The organism is Bowmanella pacifica (genome assembly GCF_014645355.1).
GTDB lineage: Bacteria > Pseudomonadota > Gammaproteobacteria > Enterobacterales > Alteromonadaceae > Bowmanella > Bowmanella pacifica.
The window spans coordinates 661,067-686,648 of record NZ_BMLS01000002.1 but is presented as its reverse complement, the minus strand read 5'-3'; the positions used below and the strand labels follow the sequence as shown (position 1 = coordinate 686,648).

Here is a 25,582-nt window from a genome sequence, read left to right as displayed (position 1 = left end):
CTCCTGCATTTTCTGCACTTCCGCCATCCTAGGCGGTCGTATGCGCGATGGCATGGAAGCCAAAGAGCGCCGATGTGCATGGGTGGACGGGCAGAAAAGTTGCTCCTGCATTTTCTGCACTTCCGCCATCCCTGGCGGTCGTATACGCGGTGGCATGGAAGCCAAAGAGCGCCGATGTGCATGGGTGGACGGGCAGATAACTGAACTGCTCCTCGGCTTTGTCTCCTGAGTCGCTCTACCTCCTCCGTCCTAGGAGTCGTGCGTAATTTGCACTTCCGCCATCCCTGGCAGTTGCATCTTGTCTTGTAGAGCATGGTTTCGCACCATGCTGGTGCATATGCCGCAGATAACTAGGCTTGTTTAGATGTCATCTGCAAATACCAAGCGGTTGTTATTTGTCATGTTTCTGCCATCTGCTGGACGTTTAATGGTATCTGGCGTAGATAATGCTAAAAATAGTAGTGAAGTCATGATGATCTAATGTCTACAGGTCATGAGAGCCTGAAAGCACAATTTTTAATCTGTTGAGCGCACTGAAGGATTAAGCATGAAAATAGAAGATCGTATCCCAAGGGACAGACGTAACGACTACAGTAAAGAAATGGCCGGTAAACGCCGCGAGTTTCTCACAGATAAAACGGGAGAAACGCTGGAATACACCGGGCAATACAGCATCGATCCCGCTGTACTTCCCGGTAATATCGAAAATTTCATCGGCATAGTGCAGATGCCGGTGGGGATCGCCGGACCCGTGCAGATAAACGGTGAATATGCCCAAGGACAATTTTATGTACCTCTGGCAACCACTGAAGGGACACTGGTGGCCAGCTACAGTCGCGGTATGCGGGTGATCAATGAATGTGGTGGGGTCACTACCACAGTTGTTGAGCAGTTTATGCAACGCGCGCCTGCGTTTTTATTTGATAATGCTCGTCAGGCCAGAGACTTCGGCGAGTGGGTAAGCGCTAACTTTACGCAAATATCTGAAGTCGCGGAGAGCACCAGCAGTATTGCCAAACTGCAGCATATCGAACAGTGGTCGGTGGCCAAAATGCGTTATCTGCGGTTTAACTACACTACCGGGGATGCAGCTGGACAGAATATGGTGAGTAAAGCCACGCTAGCTGCCAGTGAATGGATTAAACAACATTCCCCCATCCCTTGTGATTATCTACTATCGGGCAATATGGATACCGATAAGAAGCACTCTCAACTGAATATGATTCACTCAAGAGGACGGCGGGTGATCGCCGAGATTGTGCTGAAAAAAGACGTGCTACGTAAGATTATGCATGTAGACAGTCGTATGATGGCAAAGGCGGCTGTCTTGTCTAATGTGGGGGCCAGAATAGCAGGGGCCGCCTACAATGGCCCGCACTCTGCTAATGGTATTGCTTCGTTATTTATCGCTACCGGTCAGGATGAGGCCAATGTGGTGGAGTCCCATGCTGGCCACCTCTCCCATGAATTGCTTGAAAATGACGATCTCTATTTGTCGGTTACTTTACCTTCCTTGATTGTTGCCACTTATGGCGGCGGAACGGGGCTGCCAACACAAAAAGAATGCTTGAATCTACTGGGGTGCTATGGGAAAGGAAAGGCCAACAAATTTGCAGAGATAGTCGCTGCGACGGTATTGGCGGGTGATATTTCTCTGGCTTGTGCGGTCATAGCCGGTCATTGGGTAAGTAGTCATGATAGACTGGGGCGAAACAGACCCTAACCTCTGCAGGGTTTATACTTGGTTGTAAGATGATACACGGACATTGTAGATGCTGGAGCACGGTACTTTTACCCTCAGTCTGAAAGGGCGGGTATTACATACCTTTCCCCAAGGGAGTTTCAACCGTCCAGGTTTAATGAAGTACCGTCAGGCTGTGTTAACCACTACTGCCGGACTGGACAACTGGGTGCTGTATGAGCATGCGGGCAACGATGCCGCGCTTACCAGTGACGCTTTACCCGAACTGGTTGAGACTTATTGTCAGGTACAGTCAGCCGGTTGTATTGGTATTGCTTGTGAAGTGGGTCCTTTGTTTATGGATTTGATCAATGCAGCAGTGCAAGACCGCTTGCATATTCCCCTTTTGCTGTCTGAACACCCATCAGAGCTTGACGACTTTATCAGTCACTTACCTTGATGTGATTGCAATGGTTGTGGCCAACCGCTACCTTGTTAGCCTCTTTTGTATTTGGAAACTCCCATGCGCTGGATATTGATATTCTGTGGTTTTGGCCTGGCGACTATGGCGATGGCTGATGAAGCATTGTTTGGTCGGGTGCAGGTTTCGGTCGCTGATAAACAGCTCGAGTTGGAACTGGCGCAAAGTTTTGAAGCCAGAGCCAGGGGCCTGATGCACCGAGAGGCCTTATGTGCGGATTGCGGCATGTTGTTTGAATATACAGAGCCGCGGGTGGTCAGCATGTGGATGAAGAACACCCTGATTCCTCTTGATGTGGCTTTTGTTGACAAGCAAGGCCGGATTTTGGTGATTAAGCAGATGCAACCCCATGATTTAACCCCGGTTGATTCTGAGCGCCTTGCCAGTTATGCCTGGGAAATGAATCAGGGCTGGTTTGCTAAACATGGGGTGAAGGCTGGCGATCGGGTGGTATTCAAACCGCTGGACTAGGGATGTTTAGTATGGACTGGGTTCAAATCCAGTCCCCCCAGTAATCTGGCTGGTCGTAGTAGCGTATTTTTGGATTCTCTTGTAGAGTCTCGTTTTCAGGTAACTAAACAAAAATAAAGGAAATTATAATGTCAGACTCACTTCCCACCGAAACCAGTGCGGTTAGTCAGGACGCCAAGAATCTGGCCTTGTTATTGTGGATTGGCACCATCTTTTTTGGCTTTATTCCCGGCTTAGTCTTTTATCTGGTAAAAAAGGATGATGCCTATGTACTTGACCAGTCTAAAGAAGCACTGAACTGGTCAATCACGGCTATTTTTGGCTATGTTGCAGCCATGATCTTGACTGTGATCTTGATTGGCGCGCTGCTAATCCCAGTGATCGGTCTGGTACATTTGATTTTCTGTATTTTGGGTGCGGTGGCCGTATCCAGCGGTAAGGAATTCCGTGTACCTTTTGCTATCCGTTTAATCAAGTAACTATGCCTGTTCGGTTAAGTGCGCAAAATTGTGCCCTGCTACTTATTGATGTACAGGGTAAATTGGCGCGCATGATGCCGGATGCGACCGGTTTGTTGGCACGTCTTGCGGTGTTACTGCAAGCAGCCGACAAACTGGACATTCCTATTCTGTGGTTGGAACAAAACCCGCAAGGGCTAGGGCCAACGTTGCCTGAACTGACCCGTTATCTGGGTGATCGCCAGCCTATTGTTAAATACCACTTTGATGCATGTGCTGAACCTGGGCTCTGTAGTCATCTGTCAGAGCTGAATGTCGAGCATCTTGTTGTGTGCGGTATTGAGGCACATATTTGTGTTTATCAAACTTGTCTTGGGCTGCTAGAACTGGGTAAACAGGTGCATCTGCTTACTGATGCCATTGCCTCAAGACAAGACAGTGCCCGCCAACTGGCAGTACAAAGATTGGCCCAGGAAGGCGCTAAACTTTGTAATACCGATATGGTGCTGTTCGAATGGCTGGGTCAAGCGCAGCACCCGCAATTTAAAAACTTATTGCCGCTGATTAAAGCGCTTTAATTAAGGTGTCGTATGCAAGGCCGGCTTTTAATTTCTTTGGTGTTTTCTTCCCTTGCTGCTGCCGAGCAGCCGTCTTTTGCCACTGGGCCTGTGATACAGGACTTTGGTCAGCATGTGAAGGTAGAAAATATGCTGCCTTTGCCACAAGATGCCCAGTTTAAAATCGCGTTTGATGTGGCAGAACAGGCTGAGCCAGGCACTCAGAATAAGCGTTTCAATTCATTGGCTCGATTTATCAATATGCATGTGGCCAATGGGGTGAAACCGCAAAACATTCAACTGGCCCTGGTAGTACATGGCAAAGCCGGGTTTGATCTGCTGAATGATGCAAGTTACCGGCAAAAATTTTCACACCACAATGCTAATGCTGGCCTGATTAAAGCGTTGGCTGCACAAGGTGTGCAGGTGATGCTTTGTGGGCAATCGGCTGGTGCGATGAACCTGTCTGCTGAACACCTGATGCCCGAGGTAACGCTGGGCTTGTCTGCAATGACCCTGCACGCGCTGTTACAGCAACAAGGCTATACCCTGAATCCCTTCTAATCTCTTCATTTTTGCCCGCAGCGTTTTTATTTCGTCGGGCATGTCCGCTTTTCTGCGCTGGTTTCGATCTATCCCTGACACAACCAAAAAGGGATTAGAAAATGAGAGCTTATCAAACTGTCGCCATTTCACTTTGTTGCTTAAGCGGAAGTGCCTTAGCTGATATTCAGGCGGTCTATGATTTTGCCGGGCAGCAAATGGATATCGTGGTAAAGAATGACCAGCAAATGCGTATGAACTTTGCGCCAGGCCAGTTTTTATTGCGCCAGGGAGAGGAAGTTTACAGTGTTAATGGCAATCCTCAGCAAGGTTATATTGCTGTATCGCTGAAGGATATTGCTGGTATGGCATTTGGCACCCAAGCGGGCAAAGCCTCTGCGCAGCAGACCCCTCCAGAGATTGTCAATACAGGGAAAACGGAAAAAGTGGCCGGCTTGTCTGGTGCTGTCTTTATTGCCACTTATATGCAAAACGGCAAAAAAGTGAGTGCCGAAATGGTGCTCTCCAAAGATGCCCGCCTGATAGAAATTCGCCAAGCCCTGTTGGATATGACTGCCAAATGGTCGAGCATGGTCGGCACAAATGGTGCGTTGCCCGCACAATTCGCTCAGATGGAACATCATCTCGATGGGTATGGTGGTTTGCTGAGGGTGGATAATGATATGCGTCTGCTTAAGGTCAATCAGGTCAATAAAGCTTCTGACTACTACAACCTCCCAGCCAATACCCATGTGCAGGACTTGTCTATGGTGTCGGGACTACTTGGCGGTGCTAAGGGCATGAATTGTGAAGGGGAAGCGGCAGAGTACAACCCGCTTTGTTTGATGCAAGAGGCAACCGGGGAGGCGGTAGATGAAAGCAAAAACGAAGCGAAACAAGAAGCGAAAGACAAGGTGAAGGAAAAAGTAAAAGGTTTCCTAAAAGACTTGTTCTAACGATGGCCGACTATAGTCGCTGGCTATGCCCTGTGTATTGAGATAGGGCTTAGCTGCACGTTGCTTAACGTGGGCAAGGTGAGGGGAACTTTTTGATCGGGAAGTCTATACGGCTTTCCTGAAAAACAGTCGGTACTACCTCTGTGTTTTAGCCTTAGCCTTGCCCGCAATCCAGCCGTTCCTGTATGGAGCAACCTCAAGTTATCGCTACTGGCGAGATGGATAACCCTGACTGTGACTTGTCAAAGCGTTGGCATCTGCTTCAAAATGAACAAAAAAGCAGCAAGGGAATATGCCGGTGTCAATTAGTCACTTAATGTCCATTTTTGACATGCTGTTGGATATGCCAGCCAATGAACGTCAGGAGTGGTTGTCACGGTGTCAGCATCTATCCTCCGACGATATATGTCGTCTACAACGTATGTTGGATGTCGAGGCCAGTCATACAGTGACACCCAAGGTGTCTTTACCCTACGAGGCGTTGGGGGTCTGGCGTTTTAAATCCTTGCTGGGGGATGGTGGCAGTGGCCAGGTGTTTTTGGTACAGCGTAATGACGATGTGCATCAGGAATCGGCGGCCTTAAAACTAGTCAGGCCTGGTCAGCAAAGACTGGAGCAGGGGTTTGCACTGGAGCGTCGACGATTAGCCAAGCTGAATCATACCAATATTGCCCGCCTGATTGACGGTGGAAAGTCGCCGGACGGGTGCCTCTATATGGTGGTGGAGTATCTGGAAGGTGACGATCCTCTTGCCTATGTTCGTACCCATCAGCTTTCTTTACGGGCCCGTTTACTGTTGTTTTTGCAATTATGTGATGCGGTGGCCTATCTGCATGGATTCGGTCTGATTCATCGGGATATTAAGCCGCAAAATGTGGTGGTGAACAGTCAAGGACAGCTCAAATTGATAGATTTTGGAATCAGTGCCGAGCTGGGGCAGCAAACTGGTCATGAAGGGGGAACCCCTGCCTACACGGCACCAGAAGTCTGGCAGGGAGCGTCCCCGAGAGCCGATCAGGATGTATACAGTCTGGGGTTATTGTTATTTAGCATGCTCAGTGATCAGTGCCTGGGACAGCAACAGTCTAACCTTGGCTTACTGGTGCAGTCACTGTTTACACAGTCCCGTTTGAGCAGCGAACAGTTATCGGTCTTATCCGGGGAGCTTCGGGCCATTGTACAGCGTGCCTGCGCCAGCGAACCGGCCGAGCGTTATCAGTCGGTACACGCACTCAGGGCTGATATTGCCGCTGTACTGGATGGTAGGCCAGTAAATGGATATGGTGGCTTTGGGTATAAATTTCGCTGTTTTGTCAGGCGTAATCCTTTTGCCAGCAGTTTAGCTGTGCTGGCCATACTGTTCTTGGGGAGCGGCTTATATCAGGGCTATCAAGCTGCACTGGAGCGCGACAGGTTAAGGCTTGAAGAACAAAAGCAGGCCGGGGTGATGGAGTTCTTACTTAGCCTGTTTGCTAGCCGACCTGATGGCAAGCTTTCGCCTCAGGAAGTACTTTTAAGTCATGAAGCGCGGTTGCTGGCTAACCTGCAACAGCAACCCGATATTGCCGCACCCATGGTTTTGCAGGCAGGGGAAATATACAACCTACTCAAGGATATCAGTAGTGCGCAGCGAATGTATCAGGCGCTATTGGATAACAAGGCAGTATCGGCCGATATTCACGCCATGGCCGCCTTTGGCCTGGCATCCTTGTGGCAACAATCCGGTAAGCTCCCACAAGCTGCGGCTCTACTTGAACAAGCCCAACATATTTGGTCGCAGGATAAACGTTATCAGTTGGAATTGATTCGCAGCCGCGATTTGCAAGCCAGATTACTGCGTGTAGGGGAAACGCCGCATAAGGCAATTAGCCTATTGAGCGAGACCTTACAGCAATTGAGTCAAACCTGGCCAGAGCCTAGTCGAACCCGAATGTTATTAGAGGCCTCCCTGGGGCAGACATATCGGCAACTAGACCTATTACCCCTGGCGCAACAGGCGTTTGTTGCTGCCATTGATACAGCCAGTGCTATCGGGTTAGGGGCCAGTTTGGATGTACTCAACTGCCGCGAAGCCCTGGCGGAAATCAGCTTGCGTCAAGGAGATATGCCGCGCGCTGCAAAGGAAATAGGCGAAATTGCCCAGTTAAAACTGACGCTGGTGGGAGAGGGGGCCGCGACTGCAGCGAGCTTCGCAAATCATGCCACATTGTTGGCAAAGTTGGGGCAATTGGCTGAAGCAGAGCAAGGTATGCAGCGCGCACTCGCCATGGCGCTTAAAACTGAGGGGGAAAGCGGCCTGTTGAGTTTATCCAGTGAGATGGGATTAGTGGATATTCGTCTCAGACAAGGGAAAGATCAAACGCAGGCGTTTGCAGAACTGAGTCGACGGTTGGAAGCGATGCAACTGCATCCATTGCTTAAATTTAAGCTCCACGGGCTGACTATTCGCTTTCTCGCTGAGCGGGATAAAGACGCAGCCAGGCAGCGGCTGGCAATATTTGAACAAGATCTTGATGCCATGGGAGAGGCGGGTGCCATGTATCGTCGGTTTTTTTCTGAAGCACAACAATTGTTGTCAGAATAAACAAGGTATTTGTTCCGGTTAGTTGTCTGGAGTTTATAGGCTGCAGGTGGCGTGCTATGCTTGCGCTTAACCTAATCCAGACAATATTCAGGCGAGAGTATCATGCCGTTACTAGATAGTTTTACCGTTGATCATACCCGTATGCATGCCCCGGCAGTGCGCGTAGCCAAAACCATGAGCACCCCCAAGGGCGATACGATTACGGTATTTGATCTACGCTTTTGTATTCCCAACCAGAATATTCTCAGCGAGAAAGGTATTCACACCCTGGAGCACTTGTTTGCGGGTTTTATGCGCGACCATTTAAATGGTAATGGTGTGGAAATTATTGATCTATCCCCTATGGGGTGCCGCACCGGCTTTTATATGAGCCTGATTGGAGAGCCATCTGAGCAACGCGTTGCCGATGCGTGGTTGGCGGCCATGCAGGACGTACTGAAGGTGGCGAACCAGTCAGAGATCCCTGAATTGAATGAATATCAGTGCGGTACCTACGAGATGCATTCGCTGTTGGAAGCCCAGGATATTGCCCGGGATGTCATTGGCGCGGGTGTGCAGGTTAATAAGAATGACGACCTGAAACTTAGCGACGAGCTGCTGGGAAAACTATAACAGCCCTGGTTGGTGTTTGATTTCTAAGCCCGGCTTTTGCCGGGTTTTTTATGCTGTGTAGTCTCTCTTGAGCGGGACCTGAGTTACAAGGCTGGTTGTTATGGCTATTCTTGCGGACACAGCTCGGTAGCCAGCCAGCAACGAGCCTTCTGCCAGTCGCGTCTGACAGTGCGCTCATTGATGCTCAGCAGTTCTCCTGTTTCCTTTTCTGTTAACCCTGCGAAGAACAAGCATTCCACCACACTGGCCGCTCTTGGGTGTTGAAGCTCAAGTTGAGCCAGGGCATCACCTATGTCTAGCAGCCAGGTATCAGGCTCATTCACGCCGTCGAGGATACTCAGCCATTCATCAAGCTTGGGGGCACTGCGCTTTTCGCTATTTTGGGCTCGGATGTAATCTATTAATGCATAGCGCATGGCTTTGCTGGCGGTTCGCAAAAAATGTTGGGAGTCTGTCCAACTGTGTATTTCCTTCAATCGTAGAAAGGATTCATGAACTAGTACCGTAGTGCACAAGGTGCCGCTTTTCAGCCCAATCATCCAGCGCTGGGTGCTGGCGACCTTTTTTAACTGCTGATAAAAACTGTCAATCAACAAGGTTAATCCTTGTTGGTCGACCTGGTAGTTAAGGTTCGTGCTATTCATTTCGTACCTGGCAAATCCGTTGTCATGATGCGCGTAAAAAGTATTTCATGCTTGTTAGTTTTAGGGAACCTCTTCCATCTGATAATCCCAGGTTGGGAAAGTGGAAATATAAAGGAGCAGGCTTGCTGCCGGGGATTGGAAAGCTGGTAGTTTATTATTCAATAACTGTCAATTTTTCATACATGCTTTTTTCTGGCTTCTCTGTTTTTTTCGTATGTGTATGACTTTTATTTGAATTTATTTTTTGGTCTAGATTTTGCTTTTGTCTCAGTAAAGTGCAAAAAAGTCGAAAAATTAACCTGGTGTTGGTTTTTCGTGACGCGTGCTGCACCCGCAACAGGGTGAGGTTTGGGGCATACGGATTGACCCGATACGAACGCTGCGCTTATGCAATAGGGGCATTAAATTATCCGGTGATAAACAAAGTAGCCGGTGTTATTTGACCTACGGCGATTTTAATCAACACTTAAGTGTACTTAGCAAAGGATTGCCTATGGAAAAGCAAGCTAGCAAATTATTAGCTCAGCGACTAGCGCATCAGCCCACGTTTTCACTGGTAGCGCTGCAAGTTGTCGCTGAAGTAGAAAAGGAATTAGGCAGGCAAGCAACGCTGGGAAATGTCAGGGAAGTGCTGACGCATCGCAATAAATTGGTACAGTTAGCCAATACATCTCACAACCCTGAACTGCTCTGCGCGCTTTCGGCTCCGTCTGAAAAGTTGGACAAGGTTTTGGCCACTTGCGCCGAGCTGCTGACTTGTTAAACCTTCGCCCTGAGCGTAAGGGCGAAGGTAAGTTTGTGATGGCTACAATTCACCGATATTTAACTGTGTGCGCCAATAATGGCTGACAAAGCGCTGATGGGGATCCATTTTGCGACGCATGGCAAGAAATGCATCCCATTTGGGGTATTGGCTGCGGAAGTATTCAACCCAGCCTTCAGTGTCGTTTTGCGTGACATCTGGCAGCATTTTTCCCCAATGCAAGCGAAAAGGGATACCCTTGTCGCGAAATAATCGCCAAAACTGCGGGTAAAATTCGCGTTGTGGATCTTCGGAAAAGTCTACAAACCATAGGGGTTCGAAGCGAAATGCCCCCTCACTCCATTCGTCCTCTCCGTCAGTGTACCCCATGGACATCCAGGCCTGACAGGCCTTGGCCATATAGACTTCAATAGTGAATAGCCCGGTGCGTTTGAGTTTTTCATGTGCATCGCTGGCTTCATCAAAGTAGTCGCGCAGTATCTGCATAACCTGGTTAGTCCGGCCAATGGGAAACCAGAGTTCAGAAAACTCAATATCCAGCAGTTCATCTGACGCTTGGTTATCCATGGGTAACCCCCAGGGAGCATGGTGCTGAAATACCTGCGGTGTGCCCTTATCCATTCCGTCTTTGCTGCTGTCCAGTGACTGGAAAACATTGAGGATGATCTGCATAACGTCTGGTAGGTTAGCTTTCAGCATTGGGGCATGTTGTTGTATCAGGGCGATGGCTTTATCAAATTCCTCGGCCAGTAGCTGATTGACTGCGTCCCGGATGATAGGCCCCAGTATGCCAAATTGGCTGAAGTCGATAAGGTTGTCGGCGACCTTTTGCAGGTCCAAACCTGCTTGATGAACCTTAGCGGGGATTAGCTCAGGGGTATCCAGGTTACCTAAAATCGCATAAATGATGCTTATCACCGGCTCGGCGACCGCAGGATAATTAGTAAACTCCTGATAAGGGCGAGGGGTAAAACCTGTTATGCAAGGGATTCGCTGTGCTTGCCATGGCAAAATGCGCTCGGCGCCGGGTTGTGGCCACCAGTTTACCCGCCCATAGTCTACATCACGCATAAAGTCTTCCAGCGAGGGCTTGTCCGCAGATTCACCAAAAAAGTCGAACTGAGACTCCTGGTAAGTGACGGTGGCTTCCTGACCTACAATGTTAAACGCCGGCTCGCATAGCAAGTCTACCGATACGACAATACCGAACAATCCCATAGACACCATGGCGGCGAAGAAGGCCTCGGTATTCTCATCGTCGCGACGAAATTCAACAAGCTCTCCTAAACCGTTTACCAGGCGAATGGCCTGAATATTGTCCTGAAATGAATACTTTAGTGAGCCTCCGGCTGACCCGGTAGACATAAAGCCTCCCAGTGTCTGGTGAATAATGCCACCGAGTTCACTGAGGGTCAGACCTTGTTGCCAAAGTTGATATAGAAGGCTGTTTTTCAGTGTTGAGGTGCCACTGATGTCGCTGGGGTCGTGACCTAAATGCACGCCGGCCTGGGCCCTGACTAACCCTTGCTGTCTATCCAACAAGGTTACGTCCATCATTTGGTCAAGTAATAGGTTAATCTGCGTGGTATCTGGCGGAGGTGTCTCCTGATTTGTGACATTGGGGCCGCTGGTGACCGGATCGGTATAGATTGCCCAACTCTGGCTGTGGGCTGCGCCGCAAGTGCGAATCTGTTTGTTTTCTCTGTTGGCCATTTGTACCAACAGTGCCACTTCTTGCTCGTTACTGGGGTGGTAAAAGCCCCATTGATCAGGTGTTAAGCTCATAATTATCCTTTTTTATTCTCCCTGTAATGGTCATAATGTCAGGATTGCCGACTATGATCTAGATAACGTATTGATCATGGTGAATAAAGATAATCATAAAGGCATAGTGGTGAGCGTTGAGCCTGTCACAACATGCTAAAGGATTTGCTGCATGAACAAACTTGCCCGCAGATTACTAGGCTTATGCGTTCTGCTGCTCAGTCTGAGTGCTTACGGGGCGTCAGTGCCACCAAAGGCGTTAGATGTAGCGCAAGTTAAAAACACTGACGATGCATATCAGATCCTGCATGATCACGCGGACAGCTACAGCATAGAATCACTGCTGGCAGCACCAAATGAGGTGCAGTGGCAAGACTATCAGGGGCAGGTGTCCAGAGGCGTGCTGACGCATCCAGTGTGGATGCGCTTTTCACTGTTCAATTCAGATAACGAACAAACCCAGTATATTCTCGAACATACCGATCCTGGTCCCTTTCGCATTGATCTATACCTGGTCGATAGCAACGGCGAACTGGTGTCCAGCCATTATTACCACCGTGAGCTACCTTATTGGGAGCGACCTTTCCCCAATCCCGGACCAACTTTTTCCCTTGATCTGAAAACGGGACAAAACTATATCGTCTACGCCAGAATCCAGGCCACCTTTGGCGGCTTGTTCAGTCAGTTTGCGCTATGGACCCCAGAAGATTTTGTTCGCTATGAAACCCTGGAGACTATGCTTTACGGCGGTGCTTATACTGCCTTTATGCTGTTTTCCTTTCTCTCTTTGCTGGTATTTTTTGCGATTCGTGAACGTACCTTCTTAAGTTATTCCGCGCTCACTTTCACTTCTTGCATGCTACTGATGAATCTGGACGCCCATTGGGCCGTTTTGTTTCAGGCCAGTGGCGCGCCGGTGGGGAATGCAACGTTTTGGGGGGGAATTTACTATTTTGCCGCGCTGACCTTTGTCCGGGACTATCTCAAGCTTAACCTGGTGATGCCGGTAGCCAGTAAGATCTATCGTGGTTTGATGGTATTTGGCCCTGTGATCATTGGTCTTGGCTTGCTGGGGTATGCCAAGGCAGCCGGTGCATTTATGATGCTTACCGGCCCGGTGTTGCTGACTATCCCCTTCCTGGCTTTGTATTTGTGCGTGGTCAAAAAGCGCAATGTGAAGTTATTTACTCTTGCCTGGTTTATTTACGGCACTGCCATCCTTATTCAGTTTGGTTTGCGCCAAGTGGGGCTTATCGAACATCAGCCATTAACCATTTACACCGGGGTAATAGGCGGGGTGATTGAAATGTGCCTGCTAGCCGTGAGTATGGGGTTTAAAATTCTGGAGATTAAGAATCAACGGGATCAGGTTCGAGAAGCCTATGTGGCGCAGTTGGAAAGCTTCTCTGAGCAGTTGGAACACCAGGTTAAAGAGAAAACCCGGGAGCTTGAGGTAGCGCGTTCACTGGCTGAAAAGGAGGCGCGTACCGACGCCCTGACCCGGCTTTATAACCGTCGTGCCTTTGAAGAGCTGGCGGGACAGAAATTCAGTAACGTGACCCGGCACCGAAAAATGTTAGCCACCATATTGGTGGATATTGACAAGTTTAAGCAGGTGAACGACAAGCTGGGTCATAAAGGTGGCGATCTGGTGTTAAAGGCGGTTGCTGAGGCTTTGCATTCTTTGGTTCGAGAAAGTGATGTATTGGCGCGTATTGGGGGGGAGGAGTTTGCCATTTTGGCCGAGACCGAGGATTTGAATGGGGCTTTCCAGTTTTGTGAGCGGTTGAGGCGTTCCGTCGCTGAGCTGGAAATCAGCGTGGATGAACAAACACTGGTAACCAGTATCAGTTTAGGATGCTACTGCTGCTATGCACCGCAGGATCTTAGCCTGATGTTAAGTCGTGCCGATATCGCTATGTACCAATCGAAACAACTGGGACGTAATAGAACCACCTTATGGCAGCCAGCCAAGACCGGCTAGTAAACTATCGCCCAGAACAAAAAAGCCCGGCTAAGATACCGGGCTGTTGCAGTGTTATTGGTTACTTAATAAACCTTTAAGCTTGTCTTTGGCTTTTTCTTCCAGCTTCTTCTTTTCTTCGTCGATTTTCTCTTTGGCTTTTTCCTTGGCCTTATCTTCGAAGATATCTTTCACCCGTTGCTTGGCCTGCTTGATCAGGTTGTCCAGCATACTGTCCATAATGGCGCTGCCCACCTGATCGGCTGGCAGGCCGTTAGGCACACCAACAGGAGATGACTGGAAAGTCGGTAAGGTGAGCTCGTACTGCTTTTTATCCAACTTTAACTCGCCGGTATCCATGGCTTCAAAGTTGATACGTAGCTTGGCATCTTTGACGGTCACTTTTTGTACTGCGACCAAAGGGGCCGGTCCCGTGCTTTGCTCTGAAGCTGGTTTATCTTCGCCTTTGGGCAGCATGGCCTGCAGATTATCTTTTAACACTACCAGGTTGGCTTTGCCGCTGGCGTCTACTTCATATAAAACGCTGGGGGCATCGATCAGGACTTCTTCCACCACATAAGGCTCTTGGGTTGAAGTACCCAAGTCTAATTTAACCTCGCCCAGGCTAAATGCCTTGTCATCGGAATAGCCTGTGGGGTTTTGTACATTAAATCCACCTATACTCATTCGAGCCTCGGCAAATGACAATTCCACTTTGCTAACCTGAACCTGGGTTTGTAATGCTTTGCTACCTTGGGTCTCCATTTGGCTGCGGATCAGTTCGTCTACCCCGGAGACTAGGTAGAAAACCACACCAATAAAGGCCGCAACCAATACCAGTAGTATGACCAGAATCTTCTTCATCATTTATCCCTTACAAATATGAATACCCAAATTCGCCGGTAAATGCGGCGTACCCTGTTAATCGTACTGAATCGGCGGGCTAAGCGCCAGTTAAGGGGAGATTTGGTGCGGTGATTAGCGTGTAATTAGCGAGCGCCCTGCAAACCACCGGTATGCAGCAGTAGAATCCGGCTGCCTCTGGGGAAATAGCCTTCTGCAAGCAATTGTTTTAATGCCCAGCATGTTTTGCCACTGTATACCGGTTCGATGGCAATACCTGTTTGGATCTTAAATGTATCACAGAAGTTTATTAGCTCGTCGGAGCGTTTGGCATAGCCCCCAAAATGAAAACGATGCTCAATATGCCAGTTTGAGTAGGCTGAGTCGGGCAGCAAACTATTAACCAGGCCTTCCAGATAACCTTCACCTTTGAGCGTGGCAACGCCGATTAAGCGCAAATCGTTCTTGTGCCGGGCCTGTCGTGCCTGGATTAGCCCAGCCAGGGTGCCGCCGCTACCGACCGGCACCAGAAGATGACTGAAGTCACTTTCCTGCTCGCTGAGAATTTCCGCGACGCCGGGCAGCGCCAAGGCCTGACTGCCCCCTTCAGGGATAATCAGCGCATCAGGATGGGCAGCTTGCCAACTGGCGATAAAATTCGGCTGGCTGCGCTTGTGATAGGTGGCTTTGTCCAGATAGATAATCCGGCTATGCCACTGCTGCAGGTCTCTGAGCATGGGCGTAGGGTTGGCAGTGTAATTCCCCCGCACCAGCGCCAGTAGTTGGATACCCAATTGATGACAGCAATAGCCCAGGGCATGCAAGTGATTGGAGTGACCTCCCCCAAAGCTGATGATTTCAGCAACGCCTCTCTGTTTGGCTTCTAGCAGGGCATATTTAAGCTTACGCCATTTATTGCCAGAGATAATCGGATGAATCAGATCATCCCGCTTGATGTATAAGCTGACCTGCCGCGCATCCGCCCAATCAACACACAAGGGTTGCAGTACGGAGGGGGTAACTATATTAAGCAACGTAGAAATTTCTGCTGCGAAGGTGAATGAATCTGGCACACTATTCAGGCGTTTAACGAGGAGTACACAATGTACATGATTTTACTCTGTTTGTTTATTGCCAGCTTACTACCGCTGCTTGCCAAAGCCCCGCTTGCCCTCGCACAGGCCAGAACTGGAGGCTATGACAATCGATACCCCCGCAATCAACAGGCGACACTGAGCGGATTTGGCGCACGTGCCAAAGCGGCCCATGAAAATGCCTTTGAAGCCTTGATAATGTTCACACCAGGGGCCTTGGCAGTAGTAGCCACCGGCCAGGCTGATAGCTACGCACAATATTTGGCGCAGGCTTTTATCGCCGCCAGGTTGCTCTACAACCTATTTTACCTGCTTGATTGGCATCTGGCGCGCAGCACGGTATGGGTTATCGGCCTGGGCTGCTCAGTGGCGCTAATGTGGCATGCGCTACAAGGTGTCTAAGTTGGATAACGATGCCGGAATTGTTTGGCGGCCGGGTAGGGCAGTACGTCTCTAATCAGGCCGCCTGTCATATCCTGTTGAACCTTCTGCCACCAAGCGGGATCCATTAATTCAGGGTGCTTGGACTTAAGCAATTCTTTTAAGTGTCGCTTACCCACGATGAAGTGTTCGAACTGTTCCGGAAATACATCGTCAGGGGCCACCGACAAAGTATCCAGCGCATAAGGGTCATCTGAGCGCGGCAGAGCACGAAAGTTACGCTGATTCATATAACAGACTTCGTCATAGTCGTAGAAGATCACCCGGCCATGGCGGGTAATGCCAAAGTTTTTGTGTAACATATCACCAGGAAAGATATTTGCGGCAGCAATCTGCTTAATACACAGGCCCAAATCTTCAATGGCTGCGGCCACTTTCCCTTCGTCGGTTTCCTGCTCAAGGTAGAGGTTAAGGGGAGTCATCTTACGTTCAATATAGAGGTGCTTAATAATCACCTCGTCTTCGGTCAACTCAATACTGCTGGCTGCCACTTGCTGCAATTCTTCGAGTAGCGCACGGCTTATTCTGTGTCTGGGCAGACGAAAGTTCATATATTCATGGGTATCGGCCATGCGGCCAACCCGGTCGCTCATTTTTACTAACCGGTAGCAATCCTTGACGTGTTCTCGGGTGATTTTTTTGCTTTCAGCAAACTCGTCCTTGATCACTTTGAAGACCACCCCGTAAGAAGGTAAATGGAACACCGCCATCACCAGACCTCTGATGCCAGGAGCGGCCTCAAAACTGTCATCGCTGTGTTGCAGATGGTGGAGAAAATTACGATAGAACACTGTCTTCCCGTGTTTGTAGTAACCGAGGGCAATGTACAGTTCAAAGTGTTTTTTGTTGGGGAGTAATTCTTGTAAAAAGGCCACCACTTCGGCAGGGTGCGGCGTGTCGACCATAAAATAGGAGCGGGCAAAACCGAACAGCACGCTGAGATCATGGCGGTCGGTTAACAGCGTATCCACACACAAGCCACCCTTCGGGTCATGCATCAGGGCAATAACAAAGGGAATGTGTTTGTCGGCAGTGCACATACGTCCTATCAGATAAGCCGCCTTGTTTCGATAAAACACGTTTTGCAGAATCTCTACTTTATGTATTGCCGCCAATTCTGACGTGGAAAAACTGTCTCGTAGGTAGCGCTCAAGATGCTGCAGGTCACGTTCCTGGTCTGCGTAGGCCAGGCGAAAGCTATAGTTGGAAAGAATGGCGTCGAGGGTTGAGCGAATGGTTCCTCGGGCATCAAAGCTGTTAATAACATTTGCGCGTACTTGCCCTGGCAAATAACAGCGGCTGGGTAGAACAAACATCATCTCATCGTCAATTTTCTGATGCCGGAACAATCTGCCAATGATGGAGTTAAAAAAGGTTTCGGCTAATTCAAATTGCCCATGATGATCAAGTTGTTTAAGGTAATGTTGCTTAAGTTCTCGCCAAAATTGCTGTTCCTGTTTATGTGGGTGACAGCTTTGGTAGATCTCTGCGACCGCCTCGGACAGGCTTTGATCGTATATGGCTATACGCTCACGGGCGGCGTTTTGAACCGCGCGCCAGTCGGCCTGCTCAAAACGGTCACGGGCCGCACTGGTAATGCGACTGTACCAGCGAAAGCTTTTTTCAAAGCCTTTGAGAATTTGATAGGCGATTCGGGCGGTAGAAGGGGACGACAAGGGCGTTTCCTCACAAATAATGGACGTTGTCTAACGACACGATAGTTCTGCAACAATAACGAGAATAACGGAACAAAGATGGGATTTCCTGTATTGATTTGCGATGACTCTATGTTGGCGCGTAAGGCCGCTCAGCGTGCCTTACCCCAGGATTGGAATATAGAGATTAGCTTTGCCAGCAATGGTAAAGAAGCATTGGATAGCTTGCGTCGCCAGCAGTTTGGTTTGCTGCTATTAGACCTGACGATGCCAGAAATGGACGGTGTCGAGGTACTAGAGCAGATAAAGGCTGAAGGAATCGAGGTATTTGTGGTAGTGATTTCAGGGGATATTCAACCACAGATGCAGCAACGGGTAATGGCATTGGGGGCGCTGGACTTTATTGCCAAGCCGGTTGACAACCTCAGGTTGCTAAAAACCTTGCAGGGATTTGGCTTGTACAGGCCCGAGCGTCTAGTTATAAAGACGTAAATTCATGGGTTTAATAACTAATTGATATAAATGTCAGGCAAGGTCTGACGCCATGAGAAGGAATTACGTCTTGACATATAGACGTCTATACGGCAAATTGAAACGCATGAAATTTATTCGTCGCACCACCACCACCATGATGATTACCACCACAAGACTGGTGGTCGCTGGCTAGTGCGCAAAAGAAAAACAACAAGCCCGCGACCCTCACAGGAAGCGGGTTTTTTTTTGATTTTTTATAGGGCTCAGGGTCCGGTAGAAAAGTCCCGTTCTTTAAAGGCCGGGCTCATAACATCTAGGAGCAGCAAATGAAGGTAATGAAATTCGGGGGATCGTCGCTGGCAGATGCTAAGCGCTATCTGATGGTCAAAGATATTGTGCTGCCAACCCACCAGGACACCGGTGCAGCAGTGGTCTTGTCTGCGCCCAAAGGCGTAACCAACGCCTTGTCGTCACTGGTTGATATGGCAGTAGCAGGACAGGATTATCAGGAACTCTTTGCAAAGCTGACCGACACTCTGACAGGCATTGTGCACGATCTGACCGACCAGATTAGTGGTTTTGACGGCGCCAGCCTGCTTACCTACATTGATTCGCTGCTTAGTGAGTTACATCGCAACCTCGATGGCATCAAGTTGATTCATTGCAGTCCGGATGCGGTCACGGCAAAAATCTTGAGCCTGGGTGAATATGTCAGCGTGAACATTTTCAGCAAGCTGGTGGGAGCGCTGGGGTATGACAACCTGATTATCGACCCGGTTCAGTATGTACTGGCTGAAGGTGACTATCTGGATAGCATTGCCGATGTGGCAGAAAGTCGCAGCCGCTTTGGTGATATTCCTAAAGACGGCTCTGTACTGCTGATTATGCCTGGATTTGTGGCCACCAATGACAAAGGCGAGAAGGTGACTTTGGGCCGCAATGGCTCGGATTACTCCGGCGCAATTCTGGCTGCTTGTATTGATGCCCAGTGCTGTGAAATCTGGACAGATGTGGATGGAGTTTACAACGCTGACCCTAACCAGGTGGAAGGTGCGGTACTGCTGGATAAGCTAACTTACCAGGAAGCCATGGAACTGTCGTACTTTGGCGCAAAAGTGTTGCACCCGAAAACCATTGGTCCTATTGCCCAGTATCATATCCCCTGCTTGATCCGTAATACCCTTAATCCTGCTGCGCCTGGTACCCTGATCAGTAATGAGCCAAGTACGGTCTGGACTAGCGTTAAAGGTATCTCCCATTTGTCTGATGTGACCATGTTTAACGTGGCGGGGCCTGGTATGAAGGGCATGGTAGGTATGGCCAGCCGGGTGTTTGAAGTAATATCCAACGCCAATATTTCTATCAGTCTTATTACCCAGTCATCCAGTGAATACAGCATCAGTTTCTGTATCCACAATAAAGATGCCGGTCGCGCCCTAGCGCTGCTGGAAGATGCGTTCCGCCTTGAATTGGAAAATCAACTGCTGGAACCCATCGAAATGCGCCAGGATCTGGGCATCGTTACCCTGGTGGGAGACGGTATGCGTAAGGTCAAAGGGCTGGCCGCCAAATTTTTCAGTTCTCTGGCTCAGGCCAGAGTCAATATCGTAGCTATTGCGCAGGGCTCGTCAGAGCGCTCCATTTCTGCCGTAATAGAAAGTCGCAAAGCCAAGGAGGCCGTGAAGGTCGTGCATCAGAATTTTTTCTCCAACCTTCATACTATCGACGCCTTCCTGATAGGCTGTGGCACAGTAGGTGGAGAGTTGCTTAGTCAGATTGCCCGCCAGCAAAAGCAGTTGTTAGAACGCAACATTAGTTTGAAGGTCTATGGTGTCGCCAACAGCAAAGCGTTGTTGCTGCAATCTGGAGGTATCGATCTGGAAAACGGCTGGCGCGATGCTCTGGGGCAAAGCCAGCAGGCGTTCTCGCTCGAAGCGCTAGAGTCTTTTGTTCAGGACAACAGCCTGGTTAACCCAGTGGTGATTGATTGCACCACCAGTGATAGCGTCGCCAATCTTTACCTGGATATGTTGCAAGCTGGCTTCCACGTTGTGACACCCAATAAGAAAGCCAATACCAAGGATATGGCCTTTTATAACCTGTTGCGAGACACCGCGCAGACTACCCGCCGTCAGTTTTTGTATGAAACCACAGTGGGGGCAGGTTTGCCGGTTATCGATAACCTGCAAAAACTGATTTACGCCGGTGATGAACTGATTCGCTTTGAGGGCATCCTCTCCGGTTCATTGTCCTTTATTTTTGGCAAGCTGGAAGAGGGGTTAAGCCTGTCTGAAGCAACAGATATTGCCAGAGAAAAAGGCTATACAGAACCCGACCCGCGGGATGATCTGAGCGGCATGGATGTAGCGCGTAAACTACTGATCATGGCGCGTGAAGCCGGCTTGGAGCTGGAATTGGCTGATATTGAAATTGAGTCAATTTTACCCAGCGACTTCGATGCATCTGGTTCTGTCAGCGAATTTATGGATAAATTAAGCGGCTTGGACGGTCTGTATCGTCAGCTACAGGCGGGAGCCGAGGCAAAAGGTCAGGTGCTACGCTATGTGGGGAGTATTGAAAAAGGCCAGTGTAAAGTGGGTATTCAGGCTGTGGACGCGAAGCATCCATTGTATGTGGTGAAAGATGGGGAAAATGCCCTGGCTATTCACAGCCACTATTATCAGCCCATTCCCTTTGTGATCAGAGGTTATGGTGCCGGTGCTGCAGTAACGGCAGCCGGGGTATTTGCCGATGTGCTGCGTACTATGCCGTGGAAGCAAGAATAATGAGTAGTGACATGGTGAGGGCCTATGCGCCCGCTTCAACCGGAAATGTAAGTCTGGGCTTTGATTTGTTGGGCGCTGCCCTTAAGCCCATCGACGGCAGCCTGTTAGGTGATGAAGTCGAGGTGTATGCCAGTGAGCAGTTTGATATTGAAGTAAAGGGACATTTTGCTCACAAACTGCCCAGCGATCCTAAGCAAAATATTCTTTACCACTGCCATCAGCATTTTGTCAGTAAACTGAGTGAGCGACAAAAGGGGCTTGTACCCTGTGCCATGGTGCTGTATAAAAATCTGCCCATCGGCAGTGGCCTGGGCTCCAGTGCCAGTTCGGTTGTAGCGGCGCTGCACGGACTGAACAGCTTCTATGGCGATCCCTTTAACGCGGATGAAATGCTGTTGATGATGGGGGAACTGGAAGGTCAGATTAGTGGTAGTGTGCATTACGATAATGTCGCACCCTGTTATCTGGGCGGCTTGGTGTTGATGGCCGAACAGGCACAGCGCATCGCTATTCAGTTGCCGGTATTTGAAGAATGGTACTGGGTGGTGTGCTACTCCGGCATCAAAGTGTCTACCTCGGAAGCACGCAAGATCCTGCCCCAGCAGGTAAGTCTGAAAAATACCCTGACCTTTGGCCGACAACTGGGCGTGTTTGTACATGCCTTGCATACCGGCGACCGCCAATTAGCGGCCAGCGTTATGCATGATGTTATCGCCGAACCTTACCGTAAAGCCCTGTTACCCGGCTTTGATGAGGCCAGGCAATTTGCCGGTGACAATCAAGCGCTGGCGTTTGGTATCTCTGGTTCCGGACCGACGGTCTTTGCCGTATGCGACAATCTGGAGTCGGCACAACGAATTAATCAATGGCTGAGTGAACACTATATTCAGAACAACGACGGCTTCAGCCATATCTGTCAATTGGACCCACAAGGGTCAACAGCAACAAGGGTATAAGTTTGGAATTATTCAACTTAAAGGAAACCACCGAACGAGTGAGTTTCAGCCAGGCAGTAAAACAAGGGCTGGGCAAAAACCAGGGGTTGTTCTTTCCTGCCCACCTGCCCACCTTTGATGACATTGAAGCGTTATTGGCCATGCCTTTGGCCGAGCGTAGCGCCGAGATTCTGCATCGCCTGATTGGCGATGAGATCCCCAAGGCGCGGCTGGCAGAGCTTGTCACCAATGCCTTTAACTTTTCTGCGCCGCTGGCCAAGGTGGAAGACAATATCTACTGTCTGGAACTTTTCCACGGTCCCACGCTGGCCTTTAAAGATTTTGGTGGCCGCTTTATGGCTCAGTGTCTGTCAGAACTGGCCAAAGGGGAGAAAATCACTATCCTGACCGCTACCTCGGGGGATACGGGGGCGGCTGTTGCTCACGCTTTCTATGGCCTGGAAAATATTCAGGTGGTGATCTTGTATCCCAAGGGCAAGATTAGCTTGCTGCAGGAAAAGCTGTTTACCACTTTAGGCGGTAACATCCACACTATTGCCATTGAAGGTGACTTCGACCAATGTCAGCAATTGGTGAAAACCACCTTTGACGATGAACAGGCCAGAACTGGCTTGCATCTGAACTCTGCCAACTCCATCAATATCAGTCGCTTGCTGGCACAAATTTGCTACTACTTTGAGGCCGTAGCCCAGTTAGAGAATCGCGATAATCTGGTGGTGTCCGTTCCGTCCGGTAACTTCGGCAACCTGACGGCCGGTATGTTTGCCAAGGTGTTGGGCTTACCTATCCAGGGCTTTGTGGCTTCTACCAACCTCAATGACACTGTGCCACGCTATTTACGTAGCGGCCAGTGGCAGCCCAAGCCAACCATTGCAACCTTGTCTAATGCCATGGATGTCAGTCAACCTAATAACTGGCCGCGTATTGAGGCACTGTTTGAACAAGGGTATTTGGATAAAGCCATTTTGCAATCCGATGCTATTGATGAAGAGTACACCCAAGTAGCGATGCGTCAGTTGGCGTCCCTTGGCTATGTCAGCGAGCCGCATGCGGCCGTGGCATACAAAGCACTGAAGCGTCATCTGGAACCAGGCCAAACCGGTATCTTCCTGGGGACCGCGCACCCGGCCAAATTCCGCGATACTGTGGAGAATGTGCTTGGCCAGCCTATCAGCCTGCCCCATGAACTGGCCGATTGCGCAGGTAAGGAAGGCTTATCACTGACCTTAGCCAATGATTATCAGCAATTGAAAGCCACCCTGTTTGAACTGGTGAACAAGTGACAGGTTGGCAGGATGTACTGGGTCAGGAAAAGCAGCAGGATTATTTCCAGCAGATCCAGCACTTTGTAAAGGCCGAGCGGGACGCGGGTAAAACCATTTACCCGCCTCAGGCCGATGTGTTTAATGCCTTTAAGTTTACGCCCTTTGAGCAGGTTAAAGTCGTGATCCTGGGCCAGGATCCTTATCATGGCCCTGGCCAGGCCCATGGACTGTGTTTTTCGGTTCTGCCGGGTATTTCGCCGCCCCCGTCGCTGGTCAATATGTACAAGGAATTGCAGCAGGATATTGCCGGTTTTCAGCGCCCCGAGCATGGCTTTTTACAAAGCTGGGCTGAGCAAGGAGTATTGTTGCTGAATACTGTGTTGACGGTAGAACAGGCACAGGCTCATTCTCATGCCAAAATTGGTTGGGAGCGATTCACCGATAAGGTTATTGAACAACTCAATCTGCATCGTGATGGTTTGGTGTTCCTATTATGGGGCAGCCATGCACAAAAAAAGGGCGCCATTATCGACAGACAGCGTCATCATGTACTGATGGCTCCGCACCCCAGTCCACTCTCTGCACACCGAGGCTTCTTTGGCTGTGGACACTTTTCCAAGGCCAACGAGCTGCTGGCGCAACAGGGTTTAAGCCCGGTTAACTGGCAGGTCTGATGCTGGACTAAGCCTTGCTGAGAAATAAAAAAGCCCCGCAATAGCAGGGCTTTTTTAGTTAGGCTTCACTCAGCTCTTCATCCAAGAGCAAGTCCAATTCGGCCAGTTCACGGCGAAGCCGGTACTGATCCTGAATGGCTTCGATCTCTCTCCATTTGCGTTTTTTGCTTTTGTTCTTGGCGGGACGGGACTCTATGTCGAGCATTGACATCAAATCTGACTGATCCACTGGAGATCTCCTTTTTTTGTTTACCGCAAGACAGGGTATATCACAACCACTGCTAAACTAGAACAACTTTTGTTACCTTTTATTAACATTTTTTGAAGTTTTAATGACATAAGCTTTAGCCAGGTTATGTCGAAAAAACATTCAGTTAGATAAGGCAAGAAGCTTACCAAGCTGTACCAACTCGGTTAGGATAAACGGATTATTTGAGACTTTTATGACAGTCAACCTGGAAGCTCAATGCTGCTTAAGCTGGAAAATTTATTGCTGGAGGTTTCTAAATCTGACCGTATAGATTTAGGAGACATGCGTGAAGCCGAAGAGCTGATCTTACAGTCTTTGTTAAAAGGACTAAGTGTTAAGCGGGCCGGTATCTGGATGCGCGATGAAAAATTGGATGGCATCCGTTGTTCGCTGCTGATCGATTTACATCAGCAGGCTCGTTATGAAGACTTGCTGTTAACCCGCAGTCAATACCCTCGCTACTTCGCTGCCCTGGATGAAGAACGTTGTATTTCGGCCGAAGATGCGCTGACCCATTCTGCCACCGCAGAGTTTGCCGAAGGTTATCTTGCTCCCCTTGGTATTGCTTCTATGTTGGATATGCCGATTCGCCACCGGGGTAGAATGGTGGGCATAGTTTGCTGTGAGCATATTGGTCAGCCCAAGCATTGGAGCGAAGATGAAATGAGCTTTGCCGCTGCGATGGCGGATTTGGTGGGCAGGGCGATAAGTGCTAAGGAGCGAAATGATTACGCCAGACAGCTGGAGCTGACCAACCAATCGCTGGAGTCCCTGGTTGAGCAACGCACCGCCAGTTTGGAGAAAACCCTGGTCAGCCTCAAACAAGCCCAGCAGCAATTGGTCGAGAATGAAAAAATGGCCAGTCTTGGCAGTTTGGTTGCCGGTGTCGCCCATGAGGTGAATACCCCTTTAGGTGTGGCCGTCACGGCAGCGAGTCATTGCCAATTGCAATTGCAGGAGTTACACCGTCAGGTTGAAGACAATAAGCTAACGCGCAGCAGTTTAGACAATAAACTCAGTAGTATGGATGAGTCACTGCATCTGATTAACCAGAATCTGGCCAGGGCAGCAGAGTTGATCCAAAACTTTAAGAAAACTGCCGTAGATCAGCATAATCTGGCGCTGACGGAGTTTGAATTAGGTGAATATGTGCGGGTAGTGATGTCCAGCCTGATGCCTATTCTAAAGACTAAACACATCAGCTTTGAGTTGCTCAACCCCCTCAATATTCGTATGTATAGCTACCCGGGGGCCCTAGCTCAGGTGCTGACCAATCTGGTGAATAATGCTAGTCAGCATGCTTTCCACAACGGCACGAATAATGTGATTCAAATTCAGTTGCTTCCCCGAGGGGATAAAGAGGTTGAGCTCTGCTTTGGCGACAATGGCAAAGGGATGCCAGCCGATATACAGAAGAAAGTCTTTGAGCCCTTTTTTACCACTAAACGTGGCCAGGGTGGTTCGGGATTGGGGTTGTCCATTTGCTACAATCTGGTCACCGCCAAATTAAAAGGGCAGATGGCCGTAGAGTCCACCTTAGGTAAAGGGACGTTGTTCCGCCTTATCCTGCCATTACGGGTAGACTAACTCACAATTTTTTACGTCTTCTAGCCTTTGTCTTTGATAGGCTGTTTGTGCCGGTAAATCAGGGGCGCTTCTGACGGGGA

Annotated in this window: 24 protein-coding genes; 18 read left to right on the top strand and 6 right to left on the bottom strand. The window is 49.4% G+C overall.

From position 1 onward, the window contains the following. Nucleotides 1-547: 547 nt before the first annotated feature. From IEX02_RS09190 to luxS, 9 genes are all read left to right on the top strand, one after another. Complete coding sequence (locus IEX02_RS09190) at nt 548-1,723, top strand: hydroxymethylglutaryl-CoA reductase (protein ID WP_188693564.1); 1,176 nt, start codon at nt 548-550, stop codon at nt 1,721-1,723. A gap of 49 nt (nt 1,724-1,772) precedes the next feature. Continuing rightward, nucleotides 1,773-2,141, top strand: coding sequence for a hypothetical protein (locus tag IEX02_RS09185; protein ID WP_188693559.1), 369 nt, complete (start codon nt 1,773-1,775; stop codon nt 2,139-2,141). Between the two features lie 63 nt (nt 2,142-2,204). Next, nucleotides 2,205-2,633, top strand: a complete 429-nt coding sequence (locus IEX02_RS09180) for a DUF192 domain-containing protein (protein WP_188693557.1) — start codon at nt 2,205-2,207, stop codon at nt 2,631-2,633. 128 nt (nt 2,634-2,761) lie between these two features. Then, a complete protein-coding gene (locus IEX02_RS09175; RefSeq protein ID WP_188693555.1) occupies nt 2,762-3,112 on the top strand; it encodes a DUF4870 domain-containing protein in 351 nt (116 codons plus the stop codon). 2 nt (nt 3,113-3,114) lie between these two features. Continuing rightward, complete coding sequence (locus IEX02_RS09170) at nt 3,115-3,669, top strand: isochorismatase family protein (protein WP_188693552.1); 555 nt, start codon at nt 3,115-3,117, stop codon at nt 3,667-3,669. A gap of 12 nt (nt 3,670-3,681) precedes the next feature. Next, nucleotides 3,682-4,212, top strand: coding sequence for a DsrE family protein (locus tag IEX02_RS09165; protein ID WP_188693550.1), 531 nt, complete (start codon nt 3,682-3,684; stop codon nt 4,210-4,212). 101 nt (nt 4,213-4,313) lie between these two features. Beyond that, nucleotides 4,314-5,147 (top strand): hypothetical protein, encoded by an 834-nt coding sequence (locus tag IEX02_RS09160; RefSeq protein WP_188693548.1) that lies wholly within the window; start codon nt 4,314-4,316, stop codon nt 5,145-5,147. Between the two features lie 298 nt (nt 5,148-5,445). Beyond that, complete coding sequence (locus IEX02_RS09155; RefSeq protein ID WP_188693546.1) at nt 5,446-7,731, top strand: serine/threonine protein kinase; 2,286 nt, start codon at nt 5,446-5,448, stop codon at nt 7,729-7,731. A gap of 102 nt (nt 7,732-7,833) precedes the next feature. Further along, nucleotides 7,834-8,343 (top strand): S-ribosylhomocysteine lyase, encoded by a 510-nt coding sequence (luxS, locus tag IEX02_RS09150; protein ID WP_188693543.1) that lies wholly within the window; start codon nt 7,834-7,836, stop codon nt 8,341-8,343. 104 nt (nt 8,344-8,447) lie between these two features. Here the strand turns inward: luxS and IEX02_RS09145 are convergent, their stop codons facing one another. Continuing rightward, complete coding sequence (locus IEX02_RS09145) at nt 8,448-8,987, bottom strand: ECF-type sigma factor (protein ID WP_188693540.1); 540 nt, start codon at nt 8,985-8,987, stop codon at nt 8,448-8,450. Between the two features lie 493 nt (nt 8,988-9,480). Here IEX02_RS09145 and IEX02_RS09140 point away from each other — a divergent pair, with 493 nt between their 5' ends. Beyond that, nucleotides 9,481-9,750: a hypothetical protein gene (locus tag IEX02_RS09140; protein ID WP_188693536.1), complete on the top strand. Its 270-nt coding sequence runs from the start codon at nt 9,481-9,483 to the stop codon at nt 9,748-9,750. Nucleotides 9,751-9,792: 42 nt separating this feature from the next. Here IEX02_RS09140 and IEX02_RS09135 read toward each other — a convergent pair whose 3' ends face one another. Further along, complete coding sequence (locus IEX02_RS09135) at nt 9,793-11,535, bottom strand: FAD-binding protein (protein ID WP_188693534.1); 1,743 nt, start codon at nt 11,533-11,535, stop codon at nt 9,793-9,795. Between the two features lie 151 nt (nt 11,536-11,686). Here IEX02_RS09135 and IEX02_RS09130 point away from each other — a divergent pair, with 151 nt between their 5' ends. Then, the gene (locus IEX02_RS09130) at nt 11,687-13,498 is read left to right on the top strand and encodes a diguanylate cyclase (protein WP_188693531.1); all 1,812 of its coding nucleotides are present in this window, start codon (nt 11,687-11,689) and stop codon (nt 13,496-13,498) included. 54 nt (nt 13,499-13,552) lie between these two features. Here IEX02_RS09130 and IEX02_RS09125 read toward each other — a convergent pair whose 3' ends face one another. Together IEX02_RS09125 and IEX02_RS09120 are read right to left on the bottom strand one after the other, a co-directional pair. Next, a complete protein-coding gene (locus tag IEX02_RS09125) occupies nt 13,553-14,344 on the bottom strand; it encodes a DUF748 domain-containing protein (RefSeq protein WP_229702168.1) in 792 nt (263 codons plus the stop codon). A gap of 122 nt (nt 14,345-14,466) precedes the next feature. After that, entirely contained in the window at nt 14,467-15,354 is an 888-nt protein-coding gene (locus IEX02_RS09120) for a 1-aminocyclopropane-1-carboxylate deaminase/D-cysteine desulfhydrase (protein ID WP_229702167.1), read from the bottom strand. Nucleotides 15,355-15,423: 69 nt separating this feature from the next. Here IEX02_RS09120 and IEX02_RS09115 point away from each other — a divergent pair, with 69 nt between their 5' ends. Next, a complete protein-coding gene (locus IEX02_RS09115; RefSeq protein ID WP_188693528.1) occupies nt 15,424-15,816 on the top strand; it encodes an MAPEG family protein in 393 nt (130 codons plus the stop codon). Here the strand turns inward: IEX02_RS09115 and aceK are convergent. Beyond that, a complete protein-coding gene (aceK, locus tag IEX02_RS09110; protein WP_188693525.1) occupies nt 15,813-17,531 on the bottom strand; it encodes a bifunctional isocitrate dehydrogenase kinase/phosphatase in 1,719 nt (572 codons plus the stop codon). The genes IEX02_RS09115 and aceK overlap by 4 nt on opposite strands. A 78-nt stretch (nt 17,532-17,609) precedes the next feature. On the opposite strand from aceK, the gene IEX02_RS09105 reads away from it, so the two are divergent. From IEX02_RS09105 to ung, 5 genes are all read left to right on the top strand, one after another. Beyond that, a complete protein-coding gene (locus IEX02_RS09105; protein WP_188693523.1) occupies nt 17,610-18,002 on the top strand; it encodes a response regulator in 393 nt (130 codons plus the stop codon). Nucleotides 18,003-18,310: 308 nt separating this feature from the next. Next, nucleotides 18,311-20,770, top strand: coding sequence for a bifunctional aspartate kinase/homoserine dehydrogenase I (gene thrA, locus IEX02_RS09100; RefSeq protein ID WP_188693521.1), 2,460 nt, complete (start codon nt 18,311-18,313; stop codon nt 20,768-20,770). After that, on the top strand, nt 20,770-21,726 hold the full coding sequence (gene thrB, locus IEX02_RS09095) for a homoserine kinase (RefSeq protein ID WP_188693517.1): 957 nt from the start codon (nt 20,770-20,772) through the stop codon (nt 21,724-21,726). The genes thrA and thrB overlap by 1 nt, the downstream gene beginning before the upstream one ends. A 2-nt stretch (nt 21,727-21,728) precedes the next feature. Next, nucleotides 21,729-23,009 (top strand): threonine synthase, encoded by a 1,281-nt coding sequence (thrC, locus tag IEX02_RS09090; RefSeq protein WP_188693515.1) that lies wholly within the window; start codon nt 21,729-21,731, stop codon nt 23,007-23,009. Then, nucleotides 23,006-23,665: a uracil-DNA glycosylase gene (gene ung, locus IEX02_RS09085; protein WP_188693511.1), complete on the top strand. Its 660-nt coding sequence runs from the start codon at nt 23,006-23,008 to the stop codon at nt 23,663-23,665. Before thrC ends, ung begins: the two co-directional genes overlap by 4 nt. Nucleotides 23,666-23,723: 58 nt before the next feature. Here ung and IEX02_RS09080 read toward each other — a convergent pair whose 3' ends face one another. After that, nucleotides 23,724-23,894, bottom strand: coding sequence for a DUF3545 family protein (locus IEX02_RS09080; protein WP_188693508.1), 171 nt, complete (start codon nt 23,892-23,894; stop codon nt 23,724-23,726). A gap of 237 nt (nt 23,895-24,131) precedes the next feature. Between IEX02_RS09080 and IEX02_RS09075 the strand changes: the two genes are divergently transcribed. Then, nucleotides 24,132-25,502: a sensor histidine kinase gene (locus tag IEX02_RS09075; RefSeq protein WP_188693505.1), complete on the top strand. Its 1,371-nt coding sequence runs from the start codon at nt 24,132-24,134 to the stop codon at nt 25,500-25,502. Nucleotides 25,503-25,582 lie beyond the last annotated feature (80 nt).

Coding starts and splice junctions, on each gene's coding strand:
- IEX02_RS09190 (WP_188693564.1), top strand. CDS start 548: ATGAAAATAGAAGATCGTATCCCAAGGGACAGACGTAACGACTACAGT.
- IEX02_RS09185 (WP_188693559.1), top strand. CDS start 1,773: ATGCTGGAGCACGGTACTTTTACCCTCAGTCTGAAAGGGCGGGTATTA.
- IEX02_RS09180 (WP_188693557.1), top strand. CDS start 2,205: ATGCGCTGGATATTGATATTCTGTGGTTTTGGCCTGGCGACTATGGCG.
- IEX02_RS09175 (WP_188693555.1), top strand. CDS start 2,762: ATGTCAGACTCACTTCCCACCGAAACCAGTGCGGTTAGTCAGGACGCC.
- IEX02_RS09170 (WP_188693552.1), top strand. CDS start 3,115: ATGCCTGTTCGGTTAAGTGCGCAAAATTGTGCCCTGCTACTTATTGAT.
- IEX02_RS09165 (WP_188693550.1), top strand. CDS start 3,682: ATGCAAGGCCGGCTTTTAATTTCTTTGGTGTTTTCTTCCCTTGCTGCT.
- IEX02_RS09160 (WP_188693548.1), top strand. CDS start 4,314: ATGAGAGCTTATCAAACTGTCGCCATTTCACTTTGTTGCTTAAGCGGA.
- luxS (WP_188693543.1), top strand. CDS start 7,834: ATGCCGTTACTAGATAGTTTTACCGTTGATCATACCCGTATGCATGCC.
- IEX02_RS09145 (WP_188693540.1), bottom strand. CDS start 8,987: ATGAATAGCACGAACCTTAACTACCAGGTCGACCAACAAGGATTAACC.
- IEX02_RS09140 (WP_188693536.1), top strand. CDS start 9,481: ATGGAAAAGCAAGCTAGCAAATTATTAGCTCAGCGACTAGCGCATCAG.
- IEX02_RS09135 (WP_188693534.1), bottom strand. CDS start 11,535: ATGAGCTTAACACCTGATCAATGGGGCTTTTACCACCCCAGTAACGAG.
- IEX02_RS09130 (WP_188693531.1), top strand. CDS start 11,687: ATGAACAAACTTGCCCGCAGATTACTAGGCTTATGCGTTCTGCTGCTC.
- IEX02_RS09125 (WP_229702168.1), bottom strand. CDS start 14,344: ATGATGAAGAAGATTCTGGTCATACTACTGGTATTGGTTGCGGCCTTT.
- IEX02_RS09115 (WP_188693528.1), top strand. CDS start 15,424: ATGTACATGATTTTACTCTGTTTGTTTATTGCCAGCTTACTACCGCTG.
- IEX02_RS09105 (WP_188693523.1), top strand. CDS start 17,610: ATGGGATTTCCTGTATTGATTTGCGATGACTCTATGTTGGCGCGTAAG.
- thrA (WP_188693521.1), top strand. CDS start 18,311: ATGAAGGTAATGAAATTCGGGGGATCGTCGCTGGCAGATGCTAAGCGC.
- thrB (WP_188693517.1), top strand. CDS start 20,770: ATGAGTAGTGACATGGTGAGGGCCTATGCGCCCGCTTCAACCGGAAAT.
- IEX02_RS09075 (WP_188693505.1), top strand. CDS start 24,132: ATGCTGCTTAAGCTGGAAAATTTATTGCTGGAGGTTTCTAAATCTGAC.